Annotated in this window: 18 protein-coding genes; 5 read left to right on the top strand and 13 right to left on the bottom strand. The window is 71.3% G+C overall.

Annotated features, from left to right (window positions below; translation table 11 throughout):
* Positions 1–210 precede the first annotated feature (210 nt).
* The 3 genes from ACZ6RT_RS01985 to ACZ6RT_RS01975 are packed head-to-tail and all read left to right on the top strand — an operon-like array spanning position 211 to position 2,915.
* A complete protein-coding gene (locus tag ACZ6RT_RS01985) occupies positions 211–1,497 on the top strand; it encodes an MFS transporter (RefSeq protein ID WP_470151907.1) in 1,287 nt (428 codons plus the stop codon).
* 54 nt (positions 1,498–1,551) lie between these two features.
* Entirely contained in the window at positions 1,552–2,454 is a 903-nt protein-coding gene (gene sigJ / locus ACZ6RT_RS01980) for an RNA polymerase sigma factor SigJ (protein WP_470151905.1), read from the top strand.
* Positions 2,451–2,915, top strand: a complete 465-nt coding sequence (locus ACZ6RT_RS01975; RefSeq protein ID WP_344903475.1) for a carboxymuconolactone decarboxylase family protein — start codon at positions 2,451–2,453, stop codon at positions 2,913–2,915. The genes sigJ and ACZ6RT_RS01975 overlap by 4 nt, the downstream gene beginning before the upstream one ends.
* Positions 2,916–2,960: 45 nt before the next feature.
* On the opposite strand, the gene ACZ6RT_RS01970 is transcribed toward ACZ6RT_RS01975, so the two are convergent.
* Positions 2,961–4,175 carry an FUSC family protein gene (locus tag ACZ6RT_RS01970; protein WP_470151904.1) on the bottom strand — a complete coding sequence of 405 codons (1,215 nt, stop codon included), beginning with the start codon at positions 4,173–4,175 and terminating at the stop codon, positions 2,961–2,963.
* A 279-nt stretch (positions 4,176–4,454) separates the two neighbouring features.
* Between ACZ6RT_RS01970 and ACZ6RT_RS01965 the strand changes: the two genes are divergently transcribed.
* A complete protein-coding gene (locus ACZ6RT_RS01965; protein WP_470151903.1) occupies positions 4,455–5,111 on the top strand; it encodes a pyridoxamine 5'-phosphate oxidase family protein in 657 nt (218 codons plus the stop codon).
* Positions 5,112–5,325: 214 nt separating this feature from the next.
* Here the strand turns inward: ACZ6RT_RS01965 and ACZ6RT_RS01960 are convergent, their stop codons facing one another.
* From ACZ6RT_RS01960 to uvrA, 12 genes are all read right to left on the bottom strand, one after another.
* Complete coding sequence (locus tag ACZ6RT_RS01960; RefSeq protein ID WP_470151901.1) at positions 5,326–6,465, bottom strand: arabinan endo-1,5-alpha-L-arabinosidase; 1,140 nt, start codon at positions 6,463–6,465, stop codon at positions 5,326–5,328.
* Positions 6,466–6,809: 344 nt separating this feature from the next.
* A complete protein-coding gene (locus ACZ6RT_RS01955; protein ID WP_012892502.1) occupies positions 6,810–7,157 on the bottom strand; it encodes an RNA polymerase-binding protein RbpA in 348 nt (115 codons plus the stop codon).
* Between the two features lie 76 nt (positions 7,158–7,233).
* Positions 7,234–7,464: a preprotein translocase subunit SecG gene (secG, locus tag ACZ6RT_RS01950; protein ID WP_399196849.1), complete on the bottom strand. Its 231-nt coding sequence runs from the start codon at positions 7,462–7,464 to the stop codon at positions 7,234–7,236.
* Positions 7,465–7,594: 130 nt separating this feature from the next.
* Positions 7,595–8,377, bottom strand: coding sequence for a triose-phosphate isomerase (gene tpiA / locus ACZ6RT_RS01945; protein ID WP_399196848.1), 783 nt, complete (start codon positions 8,375–8,377; stop codon positions 7,595–7,597).
* A gap of 19 nt (positions 8,378–8,396) precedes the next feature.
* Positions 8,397–9,590, bottom strand: coding sequence for a phosphoglycerate kinase (locus ACZ6RT_RS01940; protein ID WP_470151900.1), 1,194 nt, complete (start codon positions 9,588–9,590; stop codon positions 8,397–8,399).
* A complete protein-coding gene (gene gap, locus ACZ6RT_RS01935) occupies positions 9,587–10,594 on the bottom strand; it encodes a type I glyceraldehyde-3-phosphate dehydrogenase (protein WP_470151898.1) in 1,008 nt (335 codons plus the stop codon). The genes ACZ6RT_RS01940 and gap overlap by 4 nt, the downstream gene beginning before the upstream one ends.
* Before the next feature lie 387 nt (positions 10,595–10,981).
* Positions 10,982–11,962, bottom strand: a complete 981-nt coding sequence (gene whiA / locus ACZ6RT_RS01930; protein WP_399196844.1) for a DNA-binding protein WhiA — start codon at positions 11,960–11,962, stop codon at positions 10,982–10,984.
* A 93-nt stretch (positions 11,963–12,055) separates the two neighbouring features.
* Positions 12,056–12,994 carry a uridine diphosphate-N-acetylglucosamine-binding protein YvcK gene (locus tag ACZ6RT_RS01925; RefSeq protein ID WP_399196843.1) on the bottom strand — a complete coding sequence of 313 codons (939 nt, stop codon included), beginning with the start codon at positions 12,992–12,994 and terminating at the stop codon, positions 12,056–12,058.
* Positions 12,991–13,863 carry an RNase adapter RapZ gene (rapZ, locus tag ACZ6RT_RS01920; RefSeq protein ID WP_344903503.1) on the bottom strand — a complete coding sequence of 291 codons (873 nt, stop codon included), beginning with the start codon at positions 13,861–13,863 and terminating at the stop codon, positions 12,991–12,993. The genes ACZ6RT_RS01925 and rapZ overlap by 4 nt, the downstream gene beginning before the upstream one ends.
* Positions 13,860–15,794, bottom strand: a complete 1,935-nt coding sequence (gene uvrC / locus ACZ6RT_RS01915; RefSeq protein ID WP_399196862.1) for an excinuclease ABC subunit UvrC — start codon at positions 15,792–15,794, stop codon at positions 13,860–13,862. Before uvrC ends, rapZ begins: the two co-directional genes overlap by 4 nt.
* A gap of 148 nt (positions 15,795–15,942) precedes the next feature.
* A complete protein-coding gene (locus ACZ6RT_RS01910; protein ID WP_399196842.1) occupies positions 15,943–16,416 on the bottom strand; it encodes a Rieske (2Fe-2S) protein in 474 nt (157 codons plus the stop codon).
* A gap of 434 nt (positions 16,417–16,850) precedes the next feature.
* Entirely contained in the window at positions 16,851–19,691 is a 2,841-nt protein-coding gene (gene uvrA, locus ACZ6RT_RS01905; protein ID WP_399196841.1) for an excinuclease ABC subunit UvrA, read from the bottom strand.
* A 281-nt stretch (positions 19,692–19,972) separates the two neighbouring features.
* Here uvrA and ACZ6RT_RS01900 point away from each other — a divergent pair, with 281 nt between their 5' ends.
* Entirely contained in the window at positions 19,973–20,614 is a 642-nt protein-coding gene (locus ACZ6RT_RS01900) for an MBL fold metallo-hydrolase (RefSeq protein ID WP_399196840.1), read from the top strand.
* Positions 20,615–20,646: the final 32 nt, after the last annotated feature.

Here is a 20,646-nt window from a genome sequence, read left to right as displayed (position 1 = left end):
ACCAACCCCACCCACACATGAGAGACAAAACACCGCACCATACCGGCCCTCCCCCCCCCCCCGCGGGCGGCGGTGCCGGGGGGCGCGCCGCCGGTCGCGGTGTCACGGGGCCCGTGACGGCACCGGTGGCCGTGGCGGGGCATCGGTGCCCTTCCGCCGGAGATCGTTCGATCACTGGAAAAGATCCCCGAAGCGGGTGATAGTGATCCGGTGACGGAAGCATCGGGAGCGGAGGACAGACCCTCGCCGCCGCTGTGGCGGGACCGGAACTTCGGGGTCTTCTGGGTCTCCCAGACCCTCTCGGTCGCCGGGGACTCCTTCGCCTACATCGCCGTACCGTTGCTGGTGCTGCACGTGACCGGGTCGGTCGCGCAGATGGGACTGCTGACGGGCGTGGCGGGTGCCGCGTCGGTGTTCGCCGGGATCTTCGCGGGCGTCCTGGCCGACCGGTTCGACCGGCGGACCCTGATGATCTGCTGCGACCTCGTCCGCCTGGTGCTGTACGGGCTCATCCCGCTGGCCTGGACGTTCGGCCCCCAGGTCTGGCTGCTGTACGTGGTGCTGCCGCTCGGCGAGGCGGTCGGCATGGTCTTCCAGGTCACCTACGTGACCGCGGTGCGCAACCTGGTCGGCGTCGACCGCGTCACCGAGGCCAACGGCCGGCTGTACGCGACCGCGGCGGCGGCGGGTCTCGGCGGCCCGCTGCTCGCCGGGGTGGTGTCGGGGCAGTTCGGGCCGACCGCGGCGATCGCCGTCAACGCGGCGAGCTTCGCGCTGTCGGCGGCGGGCCTGTTCTTCGTCCGGTTCAGGAAGGCCGAGACCACCGAGGTCACCGGGGCCACCGAAGTCCCCGTGCCCGCGCCGGAGCGACAGCGGCCCTGGCAGGAGTTGTCGGCCGGTGCCCGCTTCCTCTGGCGGAATCCGGTGCTGCGCTCCCTGACGATCCTGCTGTCCTTCTTCATCTTCTTCACGCTCGGGATGACCGACGTGCTGATCTACCACCTCAAGCACGATCTGGGCCGCTCCGACGGCACCGTCGGCACGGTCCTCGCGATCGCCGCCGCGGGGACGATCGCGGGCTCCCTGCTCGTGGCGCCCGTCCGCCGCAGGCTCGGGTTCGGCGTCACCTGGATCGGCGCCATCGCCGTCAGCGGGCTCGCCGTGGCGTGCGTCGGCCTCTCCGGCCGCGTTCCGGTGATCGCCACCCTGATGGCCGTCTATCTCGGCGGCGTCAGCGTGGCCGGGATCTGCTCGATGTCCCTGCGCCAGCAGGTCACCCCGGACCATCTGCTGGGCCGTGTCACCTCGGCGTTCTGGACGATCCACTTCTCCCTCGGCCCGGTGGGCGCGGCGGCGCTGACCTGGAGTGCGGGCGAGTACGGTGTCGCCGTGACCTGTCTCGTCGCCGGTACCGCCTGCCTGCTGATCGCGGTGACCGCGCTGCTGACCCCGATCCGCCGTTCCGCCCCCGAGGACACGGCTCCGGCCACCTCGTGACAGGTGGCCGTGGAACGGATGTCACAGACTCCGCGCCCGTCTCGTCCTTGTGACGTGAACGGTGACGAGGCCCTCGCGGACGTGAACGGTGACGAGGCGCTCGCGGCCGGGTTCGAGGCCATCCGGCCGCGGCTGGTCGGTGTGGCGTACGGGTTGCTCGGCAGTCTCGACGAGGCCGAGGACGTGGTGCAGGACGCCTGGTTCCGGCTGGGCAGGACCCGGCGCGCGGAGATCGAGGACGTCACGGGCTGGCTGGTGGTCACGGTCTCCAGGCTCGCCCTGGACGTGCTGCGCTCGGCGCGCGTACGCCGCGAGGAGTACGTCGGGCCGTGGCTGCCGGAACCGGTGGTGACCGACGGCGACCCGGCCGACCGGGTGACCCTGGACGAGTCGATGAGCCTGGCCATGCTGGTCGTGCTGGAATCGCTCAGCCCGGCCGAGCGCACCTCCTTCGTGCTGCACGACGTGTTCGGGCTGCCGTTCGAGGAGGTGGCGCGGGCGGTCGGGCGGTCGGCCGCCGCGTGCCGGCAGCTGGCGGCCCGTGCCCGCGGGCACGTCGCGGCGCGGGCGCCTCGCTTCGAGGTCGACGAGACCGAGCACCGCAGGGTGGTCGAGGCGTTCGCCCGGTTCGCCCGGGACGGCGAGGGCGACCTCGCCTCGCTGATGCTGCTGCTCGACCCGGACGTGGTGCTGCGCAGCGACGGCGGCGGGGTGGTGGGGGCGGCCCGGCGGCCGATCCACGGCGCCGACCGGGTGGCCCGCTTCGTGCTCGGGGTGGCCGGGAAGTACGACCGCGGCGACAGCGTGCTGACGTCCGCCACGGTCAACGGCCGGGCCGGGCTGCTGCGGACGCGGGACGGGACGATCGCCGCCGTCTACGGGCTGACCGTGTCCGAGGGCCGGATCACCGAGATCGACATCGTGATGAACCCGGAGAAACTAAGGAGTGTCCGTTGAAGCAGCGGATGAACGTCGCCGAGCTCGCCCCCGAGGCGTACCGGGCCATGCAGGGGCTGGAGAGGTACACGGCCTCCAGCGACCTGCCGCACACCACGCGGGAGCTGGTGAAGATCAGGGTCAGCCAGATCAACGGCTGCGGCTTCTGCGTGGACATGCACTGCCACGACGCCAAGGCCGCGGGTGAGAGCGACGAGCGGCTGTACGCGGTGGCGGCCTGGCGGGAGACGCCCTTCTTCACCGAGGCCGAACGGGCGGCCCTCGCCCTGGCCGAGGAGGCCACCCGCCTGTGCGACCGCGGCGAGACCGTGCCGGACGAGGTGTGGGCGGAGGCCGAGCGGCACTACGAGCCGGAGACGCTGGCCGCGCTGGTCGTGACGATCTCGACGATCAACGCGTGGAACCGGATCGCCGTCATCACGCGCGCGGTCCCGGGAACGCTCCGCGGCCGGACCGCCTGACCCGGGCGCGCCCGCCGGGTCCTCGTACGTTCCCCGCGGCCCGTCTCACACGAGGGCGTCGGGGACCCCGTCCCCGTCGCCGAGGACGGCCGGGTCCCGGAGGGACTCGGCGTGCAGCGCCTTGAGGATCGTCAGGACGCGTTCGGCGTCGGTGAGCAGGCTCCCGGTGACGGCCCAGCCGCGCGGCTGGTCCAGGCTGCCGGTGCGCACCTCCTCGGTCATCTGCTCCTGGATCGCGTCAGCCCGCTCCAGCGCGACGGAGATGAGCGCGCTCAGCCGCGCGGGCTCGTCCGCGATGCGCATCCGTGCCCGTAGCGCCCGGGCGAGCAGGTCCAGCAGCTCGGCGTAGTCGCGCCCGAACTCCTCGCTGGTCCACCGCGGGCCGCCCCGGCCGCGCCCGCGCTGGGCGACGTGCGCCAGCGCCCGCACCAGGGCGTGCAGGTGTACGCCGATCTCGCTCATCGCCGACAGCAGCCGCTGGTAGTCGTCCGGCTCGGGGACGCGGGCGCCGCGCAGGTTGTAACGGCGGCTCTCGGCGCCGTCGGCGATGGCCGAGGCGGCCCGGGCCAGGTGCTCGTCCAGCCGTTCGGCCTGCTGCTGCCAGTCGGGCAGGTCCGACAGGTCACAGCCCTCGCGCATCCCGCCGGCGACGTTCTCCAGCAGGGTGGCGGCCTCCCCGCTCAGGCGGCGCACCGCCTCGCGCGGGCGGCGGTGGTACAGCGGGGGCCAGAGCATCGCGTTGACCAGCGCGCCGCAGACGGCTCCGACGCCGGTGGCCACCACGTAGGCCAGCAGGTAGCGCTCCTGGGAGGCGGCGCCGAACGACAGCATCAGCACGGCGGTGGTCGCCACGTCGGTGCCGTGGCGGCCCATCCGGTGCCAGCGCGCCGCGACCAGCGCGGGCGGTACGACCAGGAGCAGGCCCAGCGCGGTGAGCCCGATGAGGTGGCCGACGCTACCGGCCAGAATCACTCCGGCCGCGACCGCGAACACCCGCCGTACCCCGTTGGTGAGGGTCTGGTACACGGTCGCGTGCACCATGATGACGGCGGTCGCGGGAGCGATCCACACCGTCTCGCGCGGCAGGAGGCGGTCGGCCAGGAACCAGGCCAGCACCGCGGCCAAGGTCGCCTTGGCGATCTGCCGGAGCTCGAAGCGCTGCTCGGAGTCGCGCCTGGCCAGCCCGGCCGCCTGGTCGCGTACGTACCGCAGCTCGCGCCGGACCGCGGTGCGCACCCGGTCCGTGTCCAGATCAGCCATGTCCCGACGATCACGCAACGATCATCGTTTGGCAAACCAGGGGTGCCGTCCCGTCCCATCCCTGTCTGGAAGACGGAGGTCTCGCAATGGTCATGCTCCATGCGGCGTAAGTTCCCAACATGGGGGGCACACCGGTTATGTCGGATTGCCCGATAAGGCGCATTGACGAGATACGGGCGATTCGGTGCACACTCCATGAAACCGACATAGGGGCGCCGCGCCGCCCTCCCCCACCCGCGGCGCGAACCGTACCTCCACCCGCGTAAACAAGGAGTGTCGATGCCGGACATCACCCCCGCACCGGACGGCCTCGGCCGCCGTGTGGCCCTCAACCGCGAACGTCTCGGCCTGAGCCGCGAGGAGCTCGCCGAGCGCAGCGGCATCCCCCCGACCTCGGTGGAGTTCATCGAGGAGAACCCGGTCGGCGTGACCGACGGCGCGCTGTCGCACCTGGCCGACGCGCTGGACACCACGCCCGGCGACCTGCTCGCCGGTGACGTGGAACAACCCCTGAACGACGAGCCTTCCCCGCCGAAGGAGCTCGCCCCGGACGAGTGCATGCGGCTCATCGCCCCCGGCGGCGTCGGCAGGATCGCCTTCGACGGCCCGGCCGGACCGGCCGTGCTGCCGGTCAACTACCGGGTGCACGACGGTGTGATCGTCTTCCGTACGCGGTCCGGCGGCCCGATGGACCAGGACCTGCGCACCGGCGTCGAGGGCGTCGAGATGAAGATCGGCTTCGAGGTGGACCGGATCGACGAGACCCGGCGGGAGGGGTGGAGCGTGCTCGTGCAGGGCCCCGTCCACCACGTCGCCCCCGAGGAGCTGCCCTCGGTGGCGGGCGTGGGCGTGGAGCCCTGGGCGGGCGGTGAGCGCGACCTCTACGTCAGGATCGCCCCCAGCCGGATCACCGGCCGCCGCATCCTCGCCTCCTGACCCGTCTCCCGCCACCTCCGTCACCGCCCGACGTCACCGTCGACGTCGACGTCGACGTCACCGCCCGACGTCACCGTCCGGCGCGGCCGGGCCGGTCACGCCGGCGAGGCCGCCCTGGGGGCTCCCGACCCGGGGGCCGTCGCCGTCGCGCCGTTCTCCGAGCCGGCGCTCCGCGCCCGGCCCGGACCGCGCCTCCCGCCGGTACGGCGGGGGCTCAGTGGACGTACGGCCAGCCGGCGGAGTCCCAGCCGAGCAGGTTGACCCCGAGCCTGGCCGAGCCGTCGTCGGCGTAGTAGTGGTAGACGAGCAGGTCCCCGTCGGCGTCGGGCATCACCGCGGGGTGGCCGGGGCCGTGGACGCTCCCGTGGCCCGCCAGGATCTCGGTCCCGCCGCCCGAGGTCATCCGGGTCCCGTTGCGGTCGACGAACGGCCCGGTGACCGAGGTCGAGCGGCCCACCATCGTGCGGTAGGTGCTCTGCGCCCCCCGGCAGCACAGGTCGAAGGAGACGAACAGGTAGTAGTAGCCGCCGCGACGGTGGATGAAGGGCGCCTCGACCGCGCCGGAGGCGGTGGTCCGCTGCGCCAGGGCGCGGACCGAGGTGTCGGAGGACGACCTCTTGCCGGTGGCCGGGTCCAGCCGGATCATCTTGATCCCGGACCAGAAGGAGCCGAAGGACAGCCACCACCTGCCCTGGTCGTCGACGACGAGGTTGGGGTCGATGGCGTTGTAGCCGCTGTCGGCCGTGGTCTCGATCACCAGCCCCCGGTCGGTCCAGGACCCCGAGGCTCCGGTGGTGCTGGTGGCCAGGAAGATCGCCGAGCGGGACGAGCCGAAGGTGGAGGCCGAGTAGTACAGGTGGTAGCGGCCGTTGCGGTAGGAGAGGTCGGGGGCCCACAGGTTGCGGCTCCCACCGGTGTAGGCGGTGGTCCAGGGCGCCCCATTTGGCCAGACGACGCCGGCGTTGCGGAAGGCCGTCCGGTCGGCGGAGGTCTTGATGCCGATGCCGTCCGCGGTGTGGACCAGCAGGTAGGTGCCGTCCGGCTTCTTCACCATCGAGGGGTCGTGGACGAGGACGTCCCCGGTGACCCGGCCGGGCCCCGGGTAGTCGGCGAGCGACGTCCCGGCGGCTCCCGAAACCGGCGCGGCACCCGGCACCGAGGCCCGCGCCGAGCCGGAGGTCCCCACGGCCCGGGTGACGGCTCGCGTGGCGGCCGTCGCGCCGGACGGGACGCCGACGGCGCCGGCCGGGGCGGAGGCCGGCTGCGCGGCGAGCGCGGACCGCGGGAGTCCCAGCGCGGCGACGGCGATCGCGCACGCCGCGACCAGGGCGCGGTCGAACCTGGGGCGTCTCATGTCATCGTCATCCTCTTCAGGTGGGGCCGACCTGATCACCGTGCTTCGCGACGTCGATTAAAACGTGTTCATCGGACTGATCGCACGGTATGGAAAGCGTTTTCTAAGGTCAACCCCCCCGCAGGCGCGGCCCCCGTCCGGAACATCCGTCGGCGCACCCCGGAACCGTGATCGCGACGCCCCGGGGCCCCGCGGCGAGATGAAAGTTTCACCGCCCGCACCGGAGCGCGGTGAGACCGGCCCCGACGGCCCGACGGCCCGACGGCCCGGGAACGACGAAGACCCCCGCGGGATCACCGCGAGGGCCTTCGACGGCGCACGGCACGAGGCCGCGCGGAGCCGGACTAGTAGATCGGGCGCGAGGAGGAGCGCAGCCGCTCCAGGGCCTCGGCCAGGATCTGCGCGCCGTCCTTGTCGCTACGGCGCTCCTTCACGTACGCGAGGTGCGTCTTGTACGGCTCGTTGCGCGGCGGGGCGGGCGGGTTGGCCTCGTCCTGACCGGCGGGGAGACCACACCGAGGGCAGTCCCAGAACTCGGGAACGGCCGCGTCGCTGGCGAAGCTGGGGCGCGTCTCGTGCATGTTCGCGCACCAGAAAGGCACCCGGACACGGGGGGCCGCCTCGCCGCGCTCCGCCTCTCCCATCGGCCCGGCACCGACACGGCTGCCACGGATCGCGTTGCCACTACCCACGGATGAACTCCTTGCTCGATGGCCCCGCCGCTTGGGGATGCGGGGACTGAACCACTGTCACGCCTGTCGAATCGGGTCAGGGTCGCAGGAGGAGGCCCAGCGCGATGATGCACACCAGCCAGAGCAGACCGGTGATGACGGTGAGCCTGTCGAGGTTGCGCTCCACCACCGAGGAGCTTCCGAACGACGACGAGAACCCGCCACCGAACAGATCCGACAGACCGCCGCCCTTGCCCTTGCGAAGCAGAATGAGCAGCATCATCAGCAAGCTCGCCAGCATGAGGGCGATGGAGATTCCGATTGTCACCGTTGACCTGTTCCCTGTGTGCGCGTGACCCGCGTCCGGGCACGACCCTGTGTACGCCGAGGCGTGACGATTCAAACTTGCTCTAAGAGGGTATGACGTGATGTCAAGTCGTACCCCCCGAATGGCTCAGTCAGTTCGACAATTCACCAAAACGGCAAATCTTAACGAACTCCCCGGGGTCGAGGCTCGCCCCGCCGATCAGGGCACCGTCGACATCAGGCTGCGCCATGATGCCCGCGATGTTGTCGCCCTTGACCGACCCACCGTAAAGGATACGGACACCGGCGGCCACCTGCGCATCGTACAGCTCGGCGAGTCGCGTCCGGAGAGCGCCGCAGACCTCCTGGGCGTCGTCCGGGGTGGCCACCTCGCCGGTGCCGATCGCCCATACCGGCTCGTAGGCGATCACGATGGACGCGGCCTGCTCGGCGGTGACCTTGCGGAGCGCCCCGTCGAGCTGCGCGAGGCTGAAGGCCACCTGCCCGCCCTGCCGGCGCACGTCCAGGCCCTCTCCCAGGCACAGGATGGGGGTGAGCGAGTGCCGGTAGGCCGCGTGCACCTTGGCGTTGACGACGTCGTCGTCCTCGCGGTGGTACTGGCGGCGCTCGGAGTGCCCGATGGTGACGAAGGTGCAGCCGAGCTTGGCGAGCATCGCACCGGAGATCTCTCCGGTGTAGGCCCCGCCGTCGTACGCGGACAGGTCCTGCCCGCCGTACGTGATCCGCAGCTTGTCACCGTCCACCAGCGTCTGCACGCTGCGCAGGTCCGTGAAGGGCGGCAGCACGGCCACCTCGACCCGGTCGAAGTCCTTGTCGTTGAGGGCGAAGGCGAGCTTCTGGGTGTGGGCGATGGCCTCGAGGTGGTTGAGGTTCATCTTCCAGTTGCCGGCCATCAGCGGCTTGCGGACTGTCATCGGGCACCGACTTCCGGGTTCACTTCTGCTCCTCCAGGGCCACGAGGCCGGGGAGGGTCTTGCCTTCCAGATACTCCAGGCTGGCCCCGCCACCGGTGGAGATGTGCGAGAAGCCGTCCTCGGGCAGGCCGAGCTTGCGCACGGCCGCGGCCGAGTCTCCCCCGCCGACGACCGTGAAGGCCTCAGAAGCGATCAACGCCTCGGCGACCGCGCGGGTTCCCCCGGAGAACGCCTCGAACTCGAAGACGCCCATCGGGCCGTTCCAGAACACGGTGCCCGCGTCGGCCAGTTTGCCCGCGAACAGCTCGCGGGTGCGCGGGCCGATGTCGAGCCCCTCGCGGTCGGCCGGGATGGCGGTGGCGTCGACCACCTCGTACTCGGCGTCCTCGGCGAACTCGACGGCCGCCAGCACGTCGACCGGCAGGACGAGCTCCACGCCGCGCTTGGCCGCCTCGTCGAGGAAGCCGCGCACCTGCTCCAGCTGGTCCTCCTGCAGCAGCGACCCGCCCACCTCGTAGCCCTGGGCCTTCAGGAAGGTGTAGGCCATGCCGCCGCCGACGAGGAGCCGGTCGACCTTGGTGAGCAGGTTGCCGATGACCCCGAGCTTGTCGGAGACCTTGGCACCGCCCAGCACCACGACGTAGGGGCGCTCGGCGTCGTCGGTCAGCTTCCTGAGCACGTCGACCTCGGCCAGCACCAGCGTGCCCGCGGCGTGCGGCAGCAGGCCGGGCACGTCGTAGACGCTGGCGTGCTTGCGGTGCACCGCGCCGAAGCCGTCACCGACGTACAGGTCGGCGAACGCCGCCAGCCTCCCGGCGAACGCGGCCCGCTCGGCGTCGTCCTTGGACTCCTCGCCGGGCTCGAAGCGCAGGTTCTCCAGCAGGGCCACCTGGCCGTCCTGGAGGCCGTCCACGACCGTCTGGGCGGACTCGCCGACCACGTCGGTCGCGAAGGCGACCTCGGTCTCCAGCAGCTCTCCCAGCCTCCTGGCCACCGGGGCCAGGGAGAACTCGGGGTTGGGCCTGCCCTTGGGGCGGCCCAAGTGCGCGACGACGATCACGCGGGCGCCGCGACCGGCCAGGTCCTTGATCGTCGGCACCGAGGCGCGGATGCGGCCGTCGTCGGTGATGACGTCCCCCTCCAGGGGGACGTTGAGGTCGGCGCGCACCAGGACGCGCCGACCCGCCACGTCGAACTCGGTGATGTCCTTCATCGCAGGTCGGCGCCGACCAGCTCGATGAGGTCCACCAGGCGGTTGGAGTAGCCCCACTCGTTGTCGTACCAGCCGACGACCTTGACCTGGTTGCCGATGACCTTGGTCAGGCCCGAGTCGAAGATGCAGGAGGAGGGGTCGGTGACGATGTCGGAGGAGACGATCGGGTCCTCGGTGTAGGTGAGGTAGCCCTTGAGCGGGCCCTCGGCGGCGGCCTTGAGCGCGGCGTTGACCTCCTCGACGGTGGTCTCGCGGCCGACCTCGACGGTGAGGTCGGTGGCCGAGCCCGTGGGGATCGGCACCCGCAGCGCGAAGCCGTCGAGCTTGCCCTTGAGCTCGGGCAGCACCAGGCCGATGGCCTTGGCGGCGCCGGTGGAGGTCGGCACGATGTTCAGCGCGGCGGCGCGGGCGCGGCGCAGGTCGCTGTGCGGGCCGTCCTGCAGGTTCTGGTCCTGCGTGTAGGCGTGGATGGTGGTCATCAGACCCTTCTCGATACCGAAGGTGTCGTTGATGACCTTGGCCATCGGGGCCAGGCAGTTGGTGGTGCAGGAGGCGTTGGAGATCACCGTGTGGCTGGCCGGGTCGTAGGTGTCGTGGTTGACGCCCATGACGACGGTGACGTCCTCGTTCTTGGCCGGGGCCGAGATGATGACCTTCTTGGCGCCGTTGTCGGCGTGCACGCGGGCCTTGTTGGCGTCGGTGAAGAAGCCGGTGGACTCCACCACGACGTCGACGCCCAGGTCGCCCCAGGGCAGCTTGGCCGGGTCGCGCTCGGCGAAGGCCTTGATGGTCCTGCCGTCGACGATGATCTCGTCGGCGGTGCTCTTCACCTCGTACGGCAGGCGGCCGAGGATGCTGTCGTACTTCAGAAGGTGAGCGAGGGTGGCGTTGTCGGTCAGGTCGTTGACCGCGACGATCTCGATGTCCTTGCCGCTGGCAGCGACCGCACGCCAGAAGTTGCGGCCGATACGGCCGAATCCGTTGACGCCTACGCGGATGGTCACGGTGCCGATCTCCTCGTACGTCGGTGCGCCGATCGTGGGACCGGCGACTGGGGGCTGGCTTGAAACCTCAACCACGAACCCTATCGGACCCAAATTGGTGTAGACCACTGGAGGGGTAGGGTGCGTTATTTCATGCTTCACGAAGGGGTATCGCACCCTTCACGTAAGACGCCCGTATCGTCCGGTAAATTCCTCCAGCCCCTGCTGGACCTGCGACGACGGCCCACGATCCGCGGCCGTGCGGGACGCGCCCGAGGGGACGGCAAGGACACCGCCCCGGCGGCCTCACCGGCCCCGCGGGCCCCCGGCGCCCACCCCCGCCTTCCCTGCCGGGCGGTTGGAGCGTTCCGCTCCCGGCGGGCGGCCCGGACCGCCCGCACCGCGCCCTCAGGGGGAGAGCATGTCCACGGTGAGGTTGGCCTCGGTGTTGGGGATGCCGACGTCCTGGGCGCGCTTGTCGGCCATGGCCAGCAGGCGGCGGATGCGGCCGGCGATGGCGTCCTTGGTCAGCGGCGGGTCGGCGAGCTGGCCCAGCTCCTCCAGGGACGCCTGCTTGTGCTCCACCCGTAGGCGGCCGGCGACCACCAGGTGCTCGGGGGCCTCCTCGCCGAGGATCTCCAGGGCCCGCTGGACCCTGGCCCCGGCGGCGACCGCGGCGCGGGCCGAACGGCGCAGGTTGGCGTCGTCGAAGTTGGCCAGCCGGTTGGCCGTGGCCCGGAACTCCCGGCGCATCCGCCGGTCCTCCCAGGCCAGCACGCTGTCGTGGGCGCCCAGCCGGGTCAGCAGCGCGCCGATCGCGTCACCGTCGCGGACCACCACCCGGTCCACGCCGCGGACCTCCCGGGCCTTGGCGTGGATCTTGAGGCGCCGTGCCGAGCCGACCAGCGCGAGCGCCGCCTCGGGCCCGGGGCAGGTGACCTCCAGCGACATCGAACGCCCCGGCTCGGTGAGCGAGCCGTGCGCCAGGAACGCTCCCCGCCAGGCGGCCTCGGCGTCGCACGTCGCCCCCGCGACGACCTGGCGCGGCAGGCCGCGCACCGGGCGGCCGTGGTTGTCGATCAGGCCGGTCTGGCGGGCCAGGGCCTCCCCGTCGCGGTAGACCCGCACGAGGTAGCGCGAGCCCTTGCGCAACCCGGCCGGGGCCAGCACGAGCACCTCGGCCTTGTGCCCGAAGACCTCGCCGATGTCCTTGATGAGCCGCCGGGCGGTGACGTTGGTGTCGAGCTCGGCCTCGATCACGATCCGCCCGCTCACCAGGTGCAGCCCGCTCGCGAACCGCAGCAGCGTCGACACCTCGGCCTTGCGGCAGCAGGGCTTCAGTACCGGAAGCCTGCTCAGCTCGTCCTTGACCACACCGGTCATCGCCATGCGCGTTCGTCCTCCCCCATACAGACCCCTTGCGGCCCGAGGTGAATCGGGCTCACAGAAGTTTCTCGCACTCCTGAGCACCGCTGACCAGGATCAACGCTTCTCACGGAAAATCTCGTCCAGGACGGAGGCAAGACGTTGCGCATCATGTCGCGGCGAGCCGTCCTCGTCGGCCACCGGGGCGAGGACCAGCCGCCCGCCGAGATCGGCGGCCGCCTTGGCCAGGGCGTCGCGGTCGTGGGTCACCCCGGTGTCGGCGACGACCACGTCGATCGCCAGGGAGGAGGCGTGCTGGCCCAGCACCTCCAGGTGCTTCTGGGGGGAGAAGCCGTCGGTCTCACCGGGCTGCGGGGCGAGGTTGAGCGCGACCAGGCGGCGCGCGCGGGTGGCCAGCAGCGCCTCGGCCAGCTCGGGCACCATCAGGTGCGGCAGCACGCTGGTGAACCACGAGCCGGGGCCGAACACCACCCAGTCGGCGTCCAGGACCGCCTCGACCGCCTCGGGGCAGGCCGGAGGATCCTTCGGGAGCAGCGAGACGGCCCGCACCCGGCCGGGGGTGAGCGCGCAGGCCACCTGGCCGCGCACCGTGCTCACCCGGCCGTCCAGCTCCACCTCGGCCGCGATGTCCAGCGGCACCGACGACATCGGCAGCACCCGCCCGTGCGCGCCCAGCAGCCGCCCGAGCCAGTCGAGCCCGGCGACCGTGTCGCCCAGCCGCTCCCACAGGGCCACGATCAGCAGGTTGCCGACCGTGTGGCCGTGCAGGTCGCCGTCACTGCGGAAACGGTGCTGGACCACCTCGCTCCAGGTGTGCCCCCACTCGTCGTCGTCGCACAGCGCGGCCAGCGCCATGCGCAGGTCCCCCGGCGGCAGCACCCCCAGCTCGCGGCGGAGCCGCCCGCTGGACCCCCCGTCGTCGGCCACCGTGACCACCGCCGTCAGACGGGAGGTGACCCTCCGCAGCGCCGACAGCGAGGCGTACAGCCCGTGTCCCCCGCCCAGTGCGACGACCTTGAGACCCTCATCGTTCACTCCCGGCCCACATCCCGATGGCTCACCTGCACCTCCATGCCACCCCGGTCCCGCAGCCGCCCGCCGATCTGCTCGGCCATGGCGACGCTGCGGTGCTTGCCGCCGGTGCAGCCGACGGCGAGCGTGGCGTAGCTCTTGCCCTCGCGGGTGTAGCCGGAGGCGATGATGGAGACCACCTCCTCGTAGGCGTCGAGGAGTTCCTTCGCACCCGCTTGATTGAGAACGTACTCCCGTACGGGAGCGTCCAGGCCGTTCATGGGGCGCAGTTCCGGCACCCAGTGCGGGTTCGGCAGGAAGCGGCAGTCGACGACCAGGTCCGCGTCGACCGGCAGGCCGTACTTGAAGCCGAAGGAGACGACGTTGACCCGCAGGCCGGGGCGGTCCTCCCCGCCGAAGAAGGCGACGATCTTCCCACGGAGCTCGTGCACGTTGAGGTTGGAGGTGTCGATCACCAGGTCGGCGTTGGCCCGGACCTCGCGCAGGATGCCGCGCTCGCGGGCGATGCCGTCGACCAGGCGGCCGTCGCCCTGCAGCGGGTGCGGGCGGCGGACGTTCTCGAACCTGCGGACCAGTTCCTCGTCGCTGGCCTCCAGGAACACCACGCGCACGCCGACGCCGCGCCCCTCCAGCTCCTCGATCGCGCTGTTGAGGTCGCTGGTGAAGGCCAGGCTGCGCACGTCCACCACCGCGGCCACCTTGTCGGCGGCCAGCTTGACCCGGCCGGCCTCCTCGGCCATGGCGAACAGCAGCCCCGGCGGCAGGTTGTCGATGACGAACCAGCCCAGGTCCTCCAGGGCCTTGGCCGCCGTGCTCCGCCCCGCCCCCGACATGCCGGTGACCAGGACGAACGCGGACTCTCTCTCGCTCATGGGTGCTGCCCCTTCAAGGCCGACACGATCGTCTCGGCCGTCGACGGGCCGATTCCGGGAACCTCGCGGATCTGGGCCGCCGTCGCCTCCCGCAGCCGTTTCACCGATCCGAAATGCTTGATCAGCGCCTGTCTGCGGGCCGGGCCGAGTCCGGGGACCTCGTCCAGGGCGCTTTCCGTGACGCTCTTGGACCTCTTGGCTCGATGGTAGGTGATGGCAAAGCGGTGGGCCTCGTCGCGTACCCGCTGGAGAAGGTAAAGGGCCTCGCTGGAGCGGGCGAGGATCACCGGGAGGTCCTCGCCGGGCAGCCAGACCTCCTCCAGCCGCTTGGCCAGGCCGCACACGGCCACGTCGTCGATCCCCAGCTCGTCGAGGGCCCTGCGGGCCGCCGCGGCCTGCGCGGGACCGCCGTCGACCACCACCAGGTTGGGCGGGTACGCGAACCGGCGCGGCTTCCCGGTCTCCGGGTCGATGCCGGTCGGCCGTGTCCCCTCGCCCGGCCCGGCCCCGGGGTCGGCGTCGAGCTCCCCGGTCTCGGAGCGCTCCTGCAGGTAGCGCTTGAACCGGCGGGAGATCACCTCGCGGATGGAGGCGACGTCGCCCTCGGTGGAGCGCACGGAGAATCGGCGGTACTCGCTCTTGCGGGCCAGGCCGTCCTCGAAGACCACCATGGAGGCCACCACGTCGGTGCCCTGGATGTGGGAGACGTCGTAGCACTCGATGCGCAGCGGCGCCTGGTCCAGGCCGAGGGCGTCGGCGACCTCCTGCAGGGCCTTGCTCCGCGTGGTCAGGTCGCTGGCCCGCTTGAGCTTGTGCTGCTTGAGCGACTCGGCCGCGTTGCGCTCGACGGTCTCCATCAGCGACCTCTTGTCGCCGCGCCGCGGGACCCTGATCTCCACCCGGGCGCCGCGGTGCTCGCAGAGCAGCTCCGAGACTGCCTCGGCGTCGGGGGGCAGCACGGGCACCAGCACCTCCCTGGGCAGTGCCTCGGCGGCCGCGTCGCCGTACATTTGCAGCAGGAACTGCTCGACCAGCTCCGCCGGGGTGACCTCGCCGACCTTGTCGACCACCCAGCCGCGCTGCCCCCTGATCCGCCCGCCGCGGACGTAGAACACCTGGACGGCGGCCTCCAGCGGGTCCTCGGCCAGGGCGACCACGTCGCAGTCGGTGGTGTCGCCCAGGACCACGGCCTGCTTCTCCAGGGCCCGCTGGAGCGCCTGGACGTCGTCGCGCAGCCTGGCCGCGCGCTCGTACTCCTGCTCGACGGCGGCCTGGCGCATCTCGCGTTCCAGCCGCCTGATGAACCTGGCGGTGTTGCCCGCCATGAACTCGCAGAAGTCCTCGGCCAGGGCCCGGTGCTCGGCGGGGGTGACCCGGCCGACGCAGGGGGCCGAGCACTTGTCGATGTAGCCCAGCAGGCAGGGGCGGCCGATCTGCTCGGCGCGCCTGAACACGCCGGTGGAGCAGCTCCTGATCGGGAAGACCCGCAGCAGCAGGTCGACGGTCTCCCTGATCGCCCAGGCGTGCGAATAGGGGCCGAAGTAGCGGGTGCCCTTGCGCTTGGCGCCGCGCAGCACCTGCACCCGGGGGAACTCCTCCCCCATGGTGACCGCCAGGTAGGGGTAGGACTTGTCGTCGCGGTACTTGACGTTGAAACGCGGGTCGTACTCCTTGATCCAGGAGTACTCCAGCTGGAGCGCCTCGACCTCGGTGCCGACGACCGTCCAGTCGACGGCCGCGGCGGTCGTGAGCATCGTCTGGGTGCGCTGGTGCAGGCCCGCGAAGTCGGCGAAGTAGGAGTTGAGCCGCTGACGGAGGTTCTTCGCCTTGCCGACGTAGACGACCCGGCCGTCGCCGTCCTTGAACCGGTAGACGCCGGGAGAGTCGGGGATCGACCCCGGTTTCGGCCGGAAACTCGCCGGACCACCCACAGATCTCGCCACACCATGAGCCTATCGGCCCCGACCGACAGCTTTCCTTACGATAACGGCGCCGCCCTTCCCCGAAGGGGGCGCCCGTCACGGCGCGGGCCTCGCGGCCGGGGAACCCGTCCCCCGGCGGCGAGTCCGGCGACGGGGATCAGGCCAGCGTGATGGAGTCGCCGTCCACTTTGATCGTCTTCTCCGGGAGCGGCTTGGTCGCGGGACCGTCCACCACCGAACCATCCGTGATCTTGAACTTGCTGCCGTGGCAGGGGCAGTCGATGGTGCCGTCGGCCACCTTGTCGACGTCGCACCCCTGGTGGGTGCAGGCCGAGCTGAACGCCTTGAACTGGCCCGCGGTGGGCTGGGTGATCACGATCTTCTCGTCCTTGAAGACCTTGCCGCCCCCCTCGGGGATGTCCGCGGTCTTGGCCAGCGCCTCCGCCGCGGAGTCGGAGCCCGACCCCGCGCCGGTGTCCGCGCTCTTCCCGGGAGCCTCCGAGGCGGCGGTCGCGGAGGTCTCACCACCGCCGGCGGCCGGTTCCCCGTACCCGGCGCAGGCGGTCAGCACCGCGGCCATACCGGCTCCACCGGCGCTCATCATCACCGTGCGACGCGTCGTCTCAGTCATCTATGTTCCTCCAGGATCGTCATGTTCAGGTACGGTCAACACCCCGATGACGGTTCAGCATGCCGTACGACGCATCAGGAGACTGTGAAGAAATACGCCCTGGGACAGGTCCGCGGCCCCGGGATCCGGCCACGGGGGCTTCGGCGCCGGGGCCTTTCATAGCGGGCCCCTTCGACACGGGCCTTCGCCACCGGGTCCCCTGACGCCGGGACCCTCGTCCCCGGGTCCTTCGGCACCGGGACCCGCGCGGGGCCCACCACCGGAACCCCGGCTCGGGGACCTCGGCTCAGGGCCCCTCGGCCCGGGGACCCTCGGCCCGGGGACCCTCGGCCCGGGGCTCCTGGGCCCGGAAACCGTCCCGGGGACCCGGCACGGGGCCGTGGCGGAACCCGTGCCGGGGACGCCGGCGGCGGGCCCCGCCGCCGGCCCCGCCCTCAGCTGCCGAGGATCTTGCGCAGGAAGCGGCCGGTGTGGCTCTCGTCGACCAGGGCGACCTCCTCGGGGGTGCCGACGGCCAGCACGCTGCCGCCGCGGGAACCGCCCTCCGGGCCCATGTCGATCAGCCAGTCGGCGGTCTTGATCACGTCGAGGTTGTGCTCGATCACGATGACCGTGTTGCCGCCGTCGACGAGCTTGCCCAGCACCCCCAGCAGCCTGCGGATGTCCTCGAAGTGCAGGCCCGTGGTGGGCTCGTCCAGCACGTAGATCGTGCGTCCGGTGGAACGGCGCTGCAGCTCGGAGGCGAGCTTGACACGCTGGGCCTCGCCGCCGGACAGCGTGGTGGCCGGCTGGCCCAGCCGGACGTAGCCCAGCCCGACGTCGAACAGCGTCTGCAGGTAGCGCTTGATCGACGGGATCGAGTCGAAGAAGCCCAGGGCCTCCTCGATCGGCATGTCGAGCACCTCGGAGATCGTCTTGCCCTTGTAGTGGACCTCCAGGGTCTCCCGGTTGTACCGCGCGCCGTGGCAGACCTCGCAGGGCACGTAGACGTCGGGCAGGAAGTTCATCTCGATCTTGAGGGTGCCGTCTCCCGAGCACGCCTCGCACCGGCCGCCCTTGACGTTGAAGCTGAAGCGGCCCTTCTGGTAGCCGCGGACCTTGGCCTCGGTGGTCTGCGAGAACAGGTCGCGGACCTTGTCGAAGACGCCGGTGTACGTCGCCGGGTTGGAGCGCGGCGTGCGGCCGATCGGCGACTGGTCGACGTGCACGACCTTGTCGACCAGGTCCATCCCGTTGATCCGCGAGTGGCGGCCCGGGACGGTGCGCGCCCCGTTGAGCTCCTTGGCCAGCGCGTTGTAGAGGATGTCGTTGACCAGGGTGGACTTGCCCGATCCGGAGACCCCGGTGACCGCGGTCAGCACGCCGAGCGGGAACTCCACGTCGACGCCCTTGAGGTTGTGCTCGCGGGCGCCCTTCACGGTGATCTGCCGCTTCCTGTCGCGCTTGCGGCGGGTCGCGGGGATGGTGATGGACCTGCGGCCGGACAGGTAGGCGCCCGTCATCGAGTCCTCGGAGGCCAGCAGGTCGGCCACGGTGCCGGAGACGACGACCTGGCCACCGTGCTCACCGGCTCCGGGGCCGATGTCCACCACCCAGTCGGCGGCGGCGATGGTGTCCTCGTCGTGCTCGACCACGATGAGCGTGTTGCCCATGTCGCGCAGCCTGATCAGCGTCTCCAGCAGCCGCTGGTTGTCACGCTGGTGCAGGCCGATGGAGGGCTCGTCCAGCACGTAGAGCACGCCGACCAGGCCGGAGCCGATCTGGGTGGCGAGCCGGATGCGCTGCGCCTCGCCACCGGCGAGGGTCCCCGAGGCCCGGTCCATGGTCAGGTAGTCCAGGCCCACGTCGAGCAGGAAGCCCATCCGGGCGTTGATCTCCTTGACCACCCGCTCGGCGATCTGCATGTCGCGGTCGGAGAGCTTCAGGCCCGCCAGGAAGACCGCGCAGTCGCCGATCGACATCGCCGAGACCTCGGCGATCGAGCGGCCCTCGACCGTGACGGCCAGCGAGACCGGCTTGAGCCTGGCCCCCTTGCAGGCCGGGCACGGGATCTCCCGCATGTAGCCTTCGTACTTCTCGCGCATGCCGTCGCTGTCGGACTCGCCGTGGCGGCGCTGCACCCAGGGGATGACCCCCTCGAAGGTGGTGTAGTAGGAGCGCTGGCGGCCGTAGCGGTTGCTGTAGCGGACGTGGACCTGCTCGTCGTGGCCGTACAGCAGGGCCTTCTGGGCCTTCTTGGGGAGCCGCTCCCAGGGGGTGTCCAGGCTGAAGCCCATGTTCAGGCCGAGCGCCTCGACCAGCCGGACGAAGTAGTCGCTGGTGTGGCCGCCCGCCCACGGCGACAGGGCGCCCTCGCCCAGCGGCCGTTCCGGGTCGGGCACGATCAGGTCGGGGTCGACCTCCATGCGGACGCCGAGACCCGTGCACTCGGGACAGGCGCCGAAGGGCGAGTTGAACGAGAACGAGCGGGGCTCCATCTCCTCGAACGACAGGTCGTCGTAGGGGCAGTAGAGGTGCTCGGAGTAGAAGCGCTCGCGGTTCGGGTCGTCCTCGGGCAGGTCGACGAACTCCAGGGTGATCGTCCCGCCCGACAGGTTCAGGGCGGTCTCCACCGAGCCGGTCAGGCGGCTGGCCGCCCCCTCCTTCACGGCCAGGCGGTCGACGATCACCTCGATGTCGTGCTTCTCCTGCTTCTTCAGCGTCGGCGGCTCGTCCAGCCGGACCACCGTGCCGTCGACGCGGGCGCGGGCGAAGCCCTTGGCCTGGAGCTGGCCGAAGAGCTCGGCGTACTCCCCCTTGCGGCCGCGGACCACCGGGGCCAGCACCTGGAAGCGGGTGCCCTCGGGCAGCTCCATCACCCGGTCGACGATCTGCTCGGGGCTCTGCCTGGCGATCGCCCGCCCGCACTGCGGGCAGTGCGGCTTGCCGACGCGGGCCCACAGCAGGCGCAGGTAGTCGTAGACCTCGGTGATCGTGCCGACGGTCGAGCGCGGGTTGCGGCTGGTGGACTTCTGGTCGATCGACACCGCGGGCGAGAGCCCCTCGATGAAGTCGACGTCGGGCTTGTCCATCTGCCCGAGGAACTGCCGCGCGTACGCCGACAGCGATTCGACATAGCGGCGCTGGCCCTCGGCGAAGATGGTGTCGAAGGCCAGGCTCGACTTCCCCGAGCCGGACAGCCCGGTGAAGACGATCAGAGAGTCCCGCGGAAGATCCAGCGAGACGTCCTTGAGGTTGTGTTCCCGTGCGCCACGCACGATGAGGCGGTCAGCCACAGCAGTCCCGACGTCGATATAGAAGGGTTGAGAGCGGTCGCGGGCAGACTAGCGACAGCGACCGACAGTTTTCCGGGCCGGTGTCCTGGCCCTCGGGGCCCCCGCCCGTTTCAGGGTACGGCTTCCTCGCGGACACGGCAGGCCGCTCAGCTACTCAACGATCCGAACACCCCCCTTATGCCCTCACACGCCGGCGGCGCGCGATGATGATGACGAGACGACGACCATGACGGGCACCGCCCGTGCCCTCACCTTCCCGCGACCCCGCCCGAGGAGAGACCGTGACGTACACCGGTGACGTGCAGGTGGGCGGCCCCGCCGACCTGCGCGAACTTCCCGCCCTGACGATCGCCAAACTGGCCGTCGGCCCGTTCGACAACAACGCCTACCTGGTCCGCTGCACCGAGACCGGGGACGGCGCCCTGATCGACGCCGCCGCCGAGCCCGACCGGCTGCTGGAGCTCATCGGCGACCTGCCGATCAGCAAGATCATCACCACCCACCAGCACGGTGACCACTGGCAGGCCCTGGAGGCGGTCGCCGCGGCGACCGGCGCCTCGGTGATCGCCCACCCCCTGGACGCGCCCGGGCTGCCGGTGCCGGTGGACCTGGAGGTCGGGCACGGCGACGGGATCACCGTCGGCGTGGTCAGCCTGGAGGTGATCCACCTGCGCGGGCACACGCCCGGCTCGATCGCCCTGTACTACCCCGGCCACCTGTTCACCGGTGACTCGCTCTTCCCCGGCGGGGTGGGCAACACGAACAAGGATCCCGAGCGGTTCGCCCAGCTCTTCGCCGACGTGTCGGAGCGGATCTTCGACCGGCTGCCGGACGACACCTGGGTCTATCCGGGCCACGGCCGCGACACCACCCTGGGGGCCGAGCGCCCCTCGCTGCCCGAGTGGCGCGAACGCGGCTGGTGACCCTCCGCGGCGACGGGTGACCGCGGCGGCAC

The sequence above is a fragment of the Streptosporangium sp. NPDC050148 genome (genome assembly GCF_055586505.1).
The sequence above is the reverse complement of the archived record's forward strand: the minus strand, read 5'-3'. Positions and strand labels throughout refer to the sequence as shown.

What these genes read in the sequence shown, in the direction of transcription:
- ACZ6RT_RS01970 (WP_470151904.1), bottom strand. Translation starts at nt 4,175, where the DNA reads ATGGCTGATCTGGACACGGACCGGGTGCGCACCGCGGTCCGGCGCGAG.
- ACZ6RT_RS01965 (WP_470151903.1), top strand. Translation starts at nt 4,455, where the DNA reads ATGCCGGACATCACCCCCGCACCGGACGGCCTCGGCCGCCGTGTGGCC.
- ACZ6RT_RS01960 (WP_470151901.1), bottom strand. Translation starts at nt 6,465, where the DNA reads ATGAGACGCCCCAGGTTCGACCGCGCCCTGGTCGCGGCGTGCGCGATC.
- tpiA (WP_399196848.1), bottom strand. Translation starts at nt 8,377, where the DNA reads ATGACAGTCCGCAAGCCGCTGATGGCCGGCAACTGGAAGATGAACCTC.
- ACZ6RT_RS01940 (WP_470151900.1), bottom strand. Translation starts at nt 9,590, where the DNA reads ATGAAGGACATCACCGAGTTCGACGTGGCGGGTCGGCGCGTCCTGGTG.
- whiA (WP_399196844.1), bottom strand. Translation starts at nt 11,962, where the DNA reads ATGGCGATGACCGGTGTGGTCAAGGACGAGCTGAGCAGGCTTCCGGTA.
- rapZ (WP_344903503.1), bottom strand. Translation starts at nt 13,863, where the DNA reads ATGAGCGAGAGAGAGTCCGCGTTCGTCCTGGTCACCGGCATGTCGGGG.
- ACZ6RT_RS01910 (WP_399196842.1), bottom strand. Translation starts at nt 16,416, where the DNA reads ATGACTGAGACGACGCGTCGCACGGTGATGATGAGCGCCGGTGGAGCC.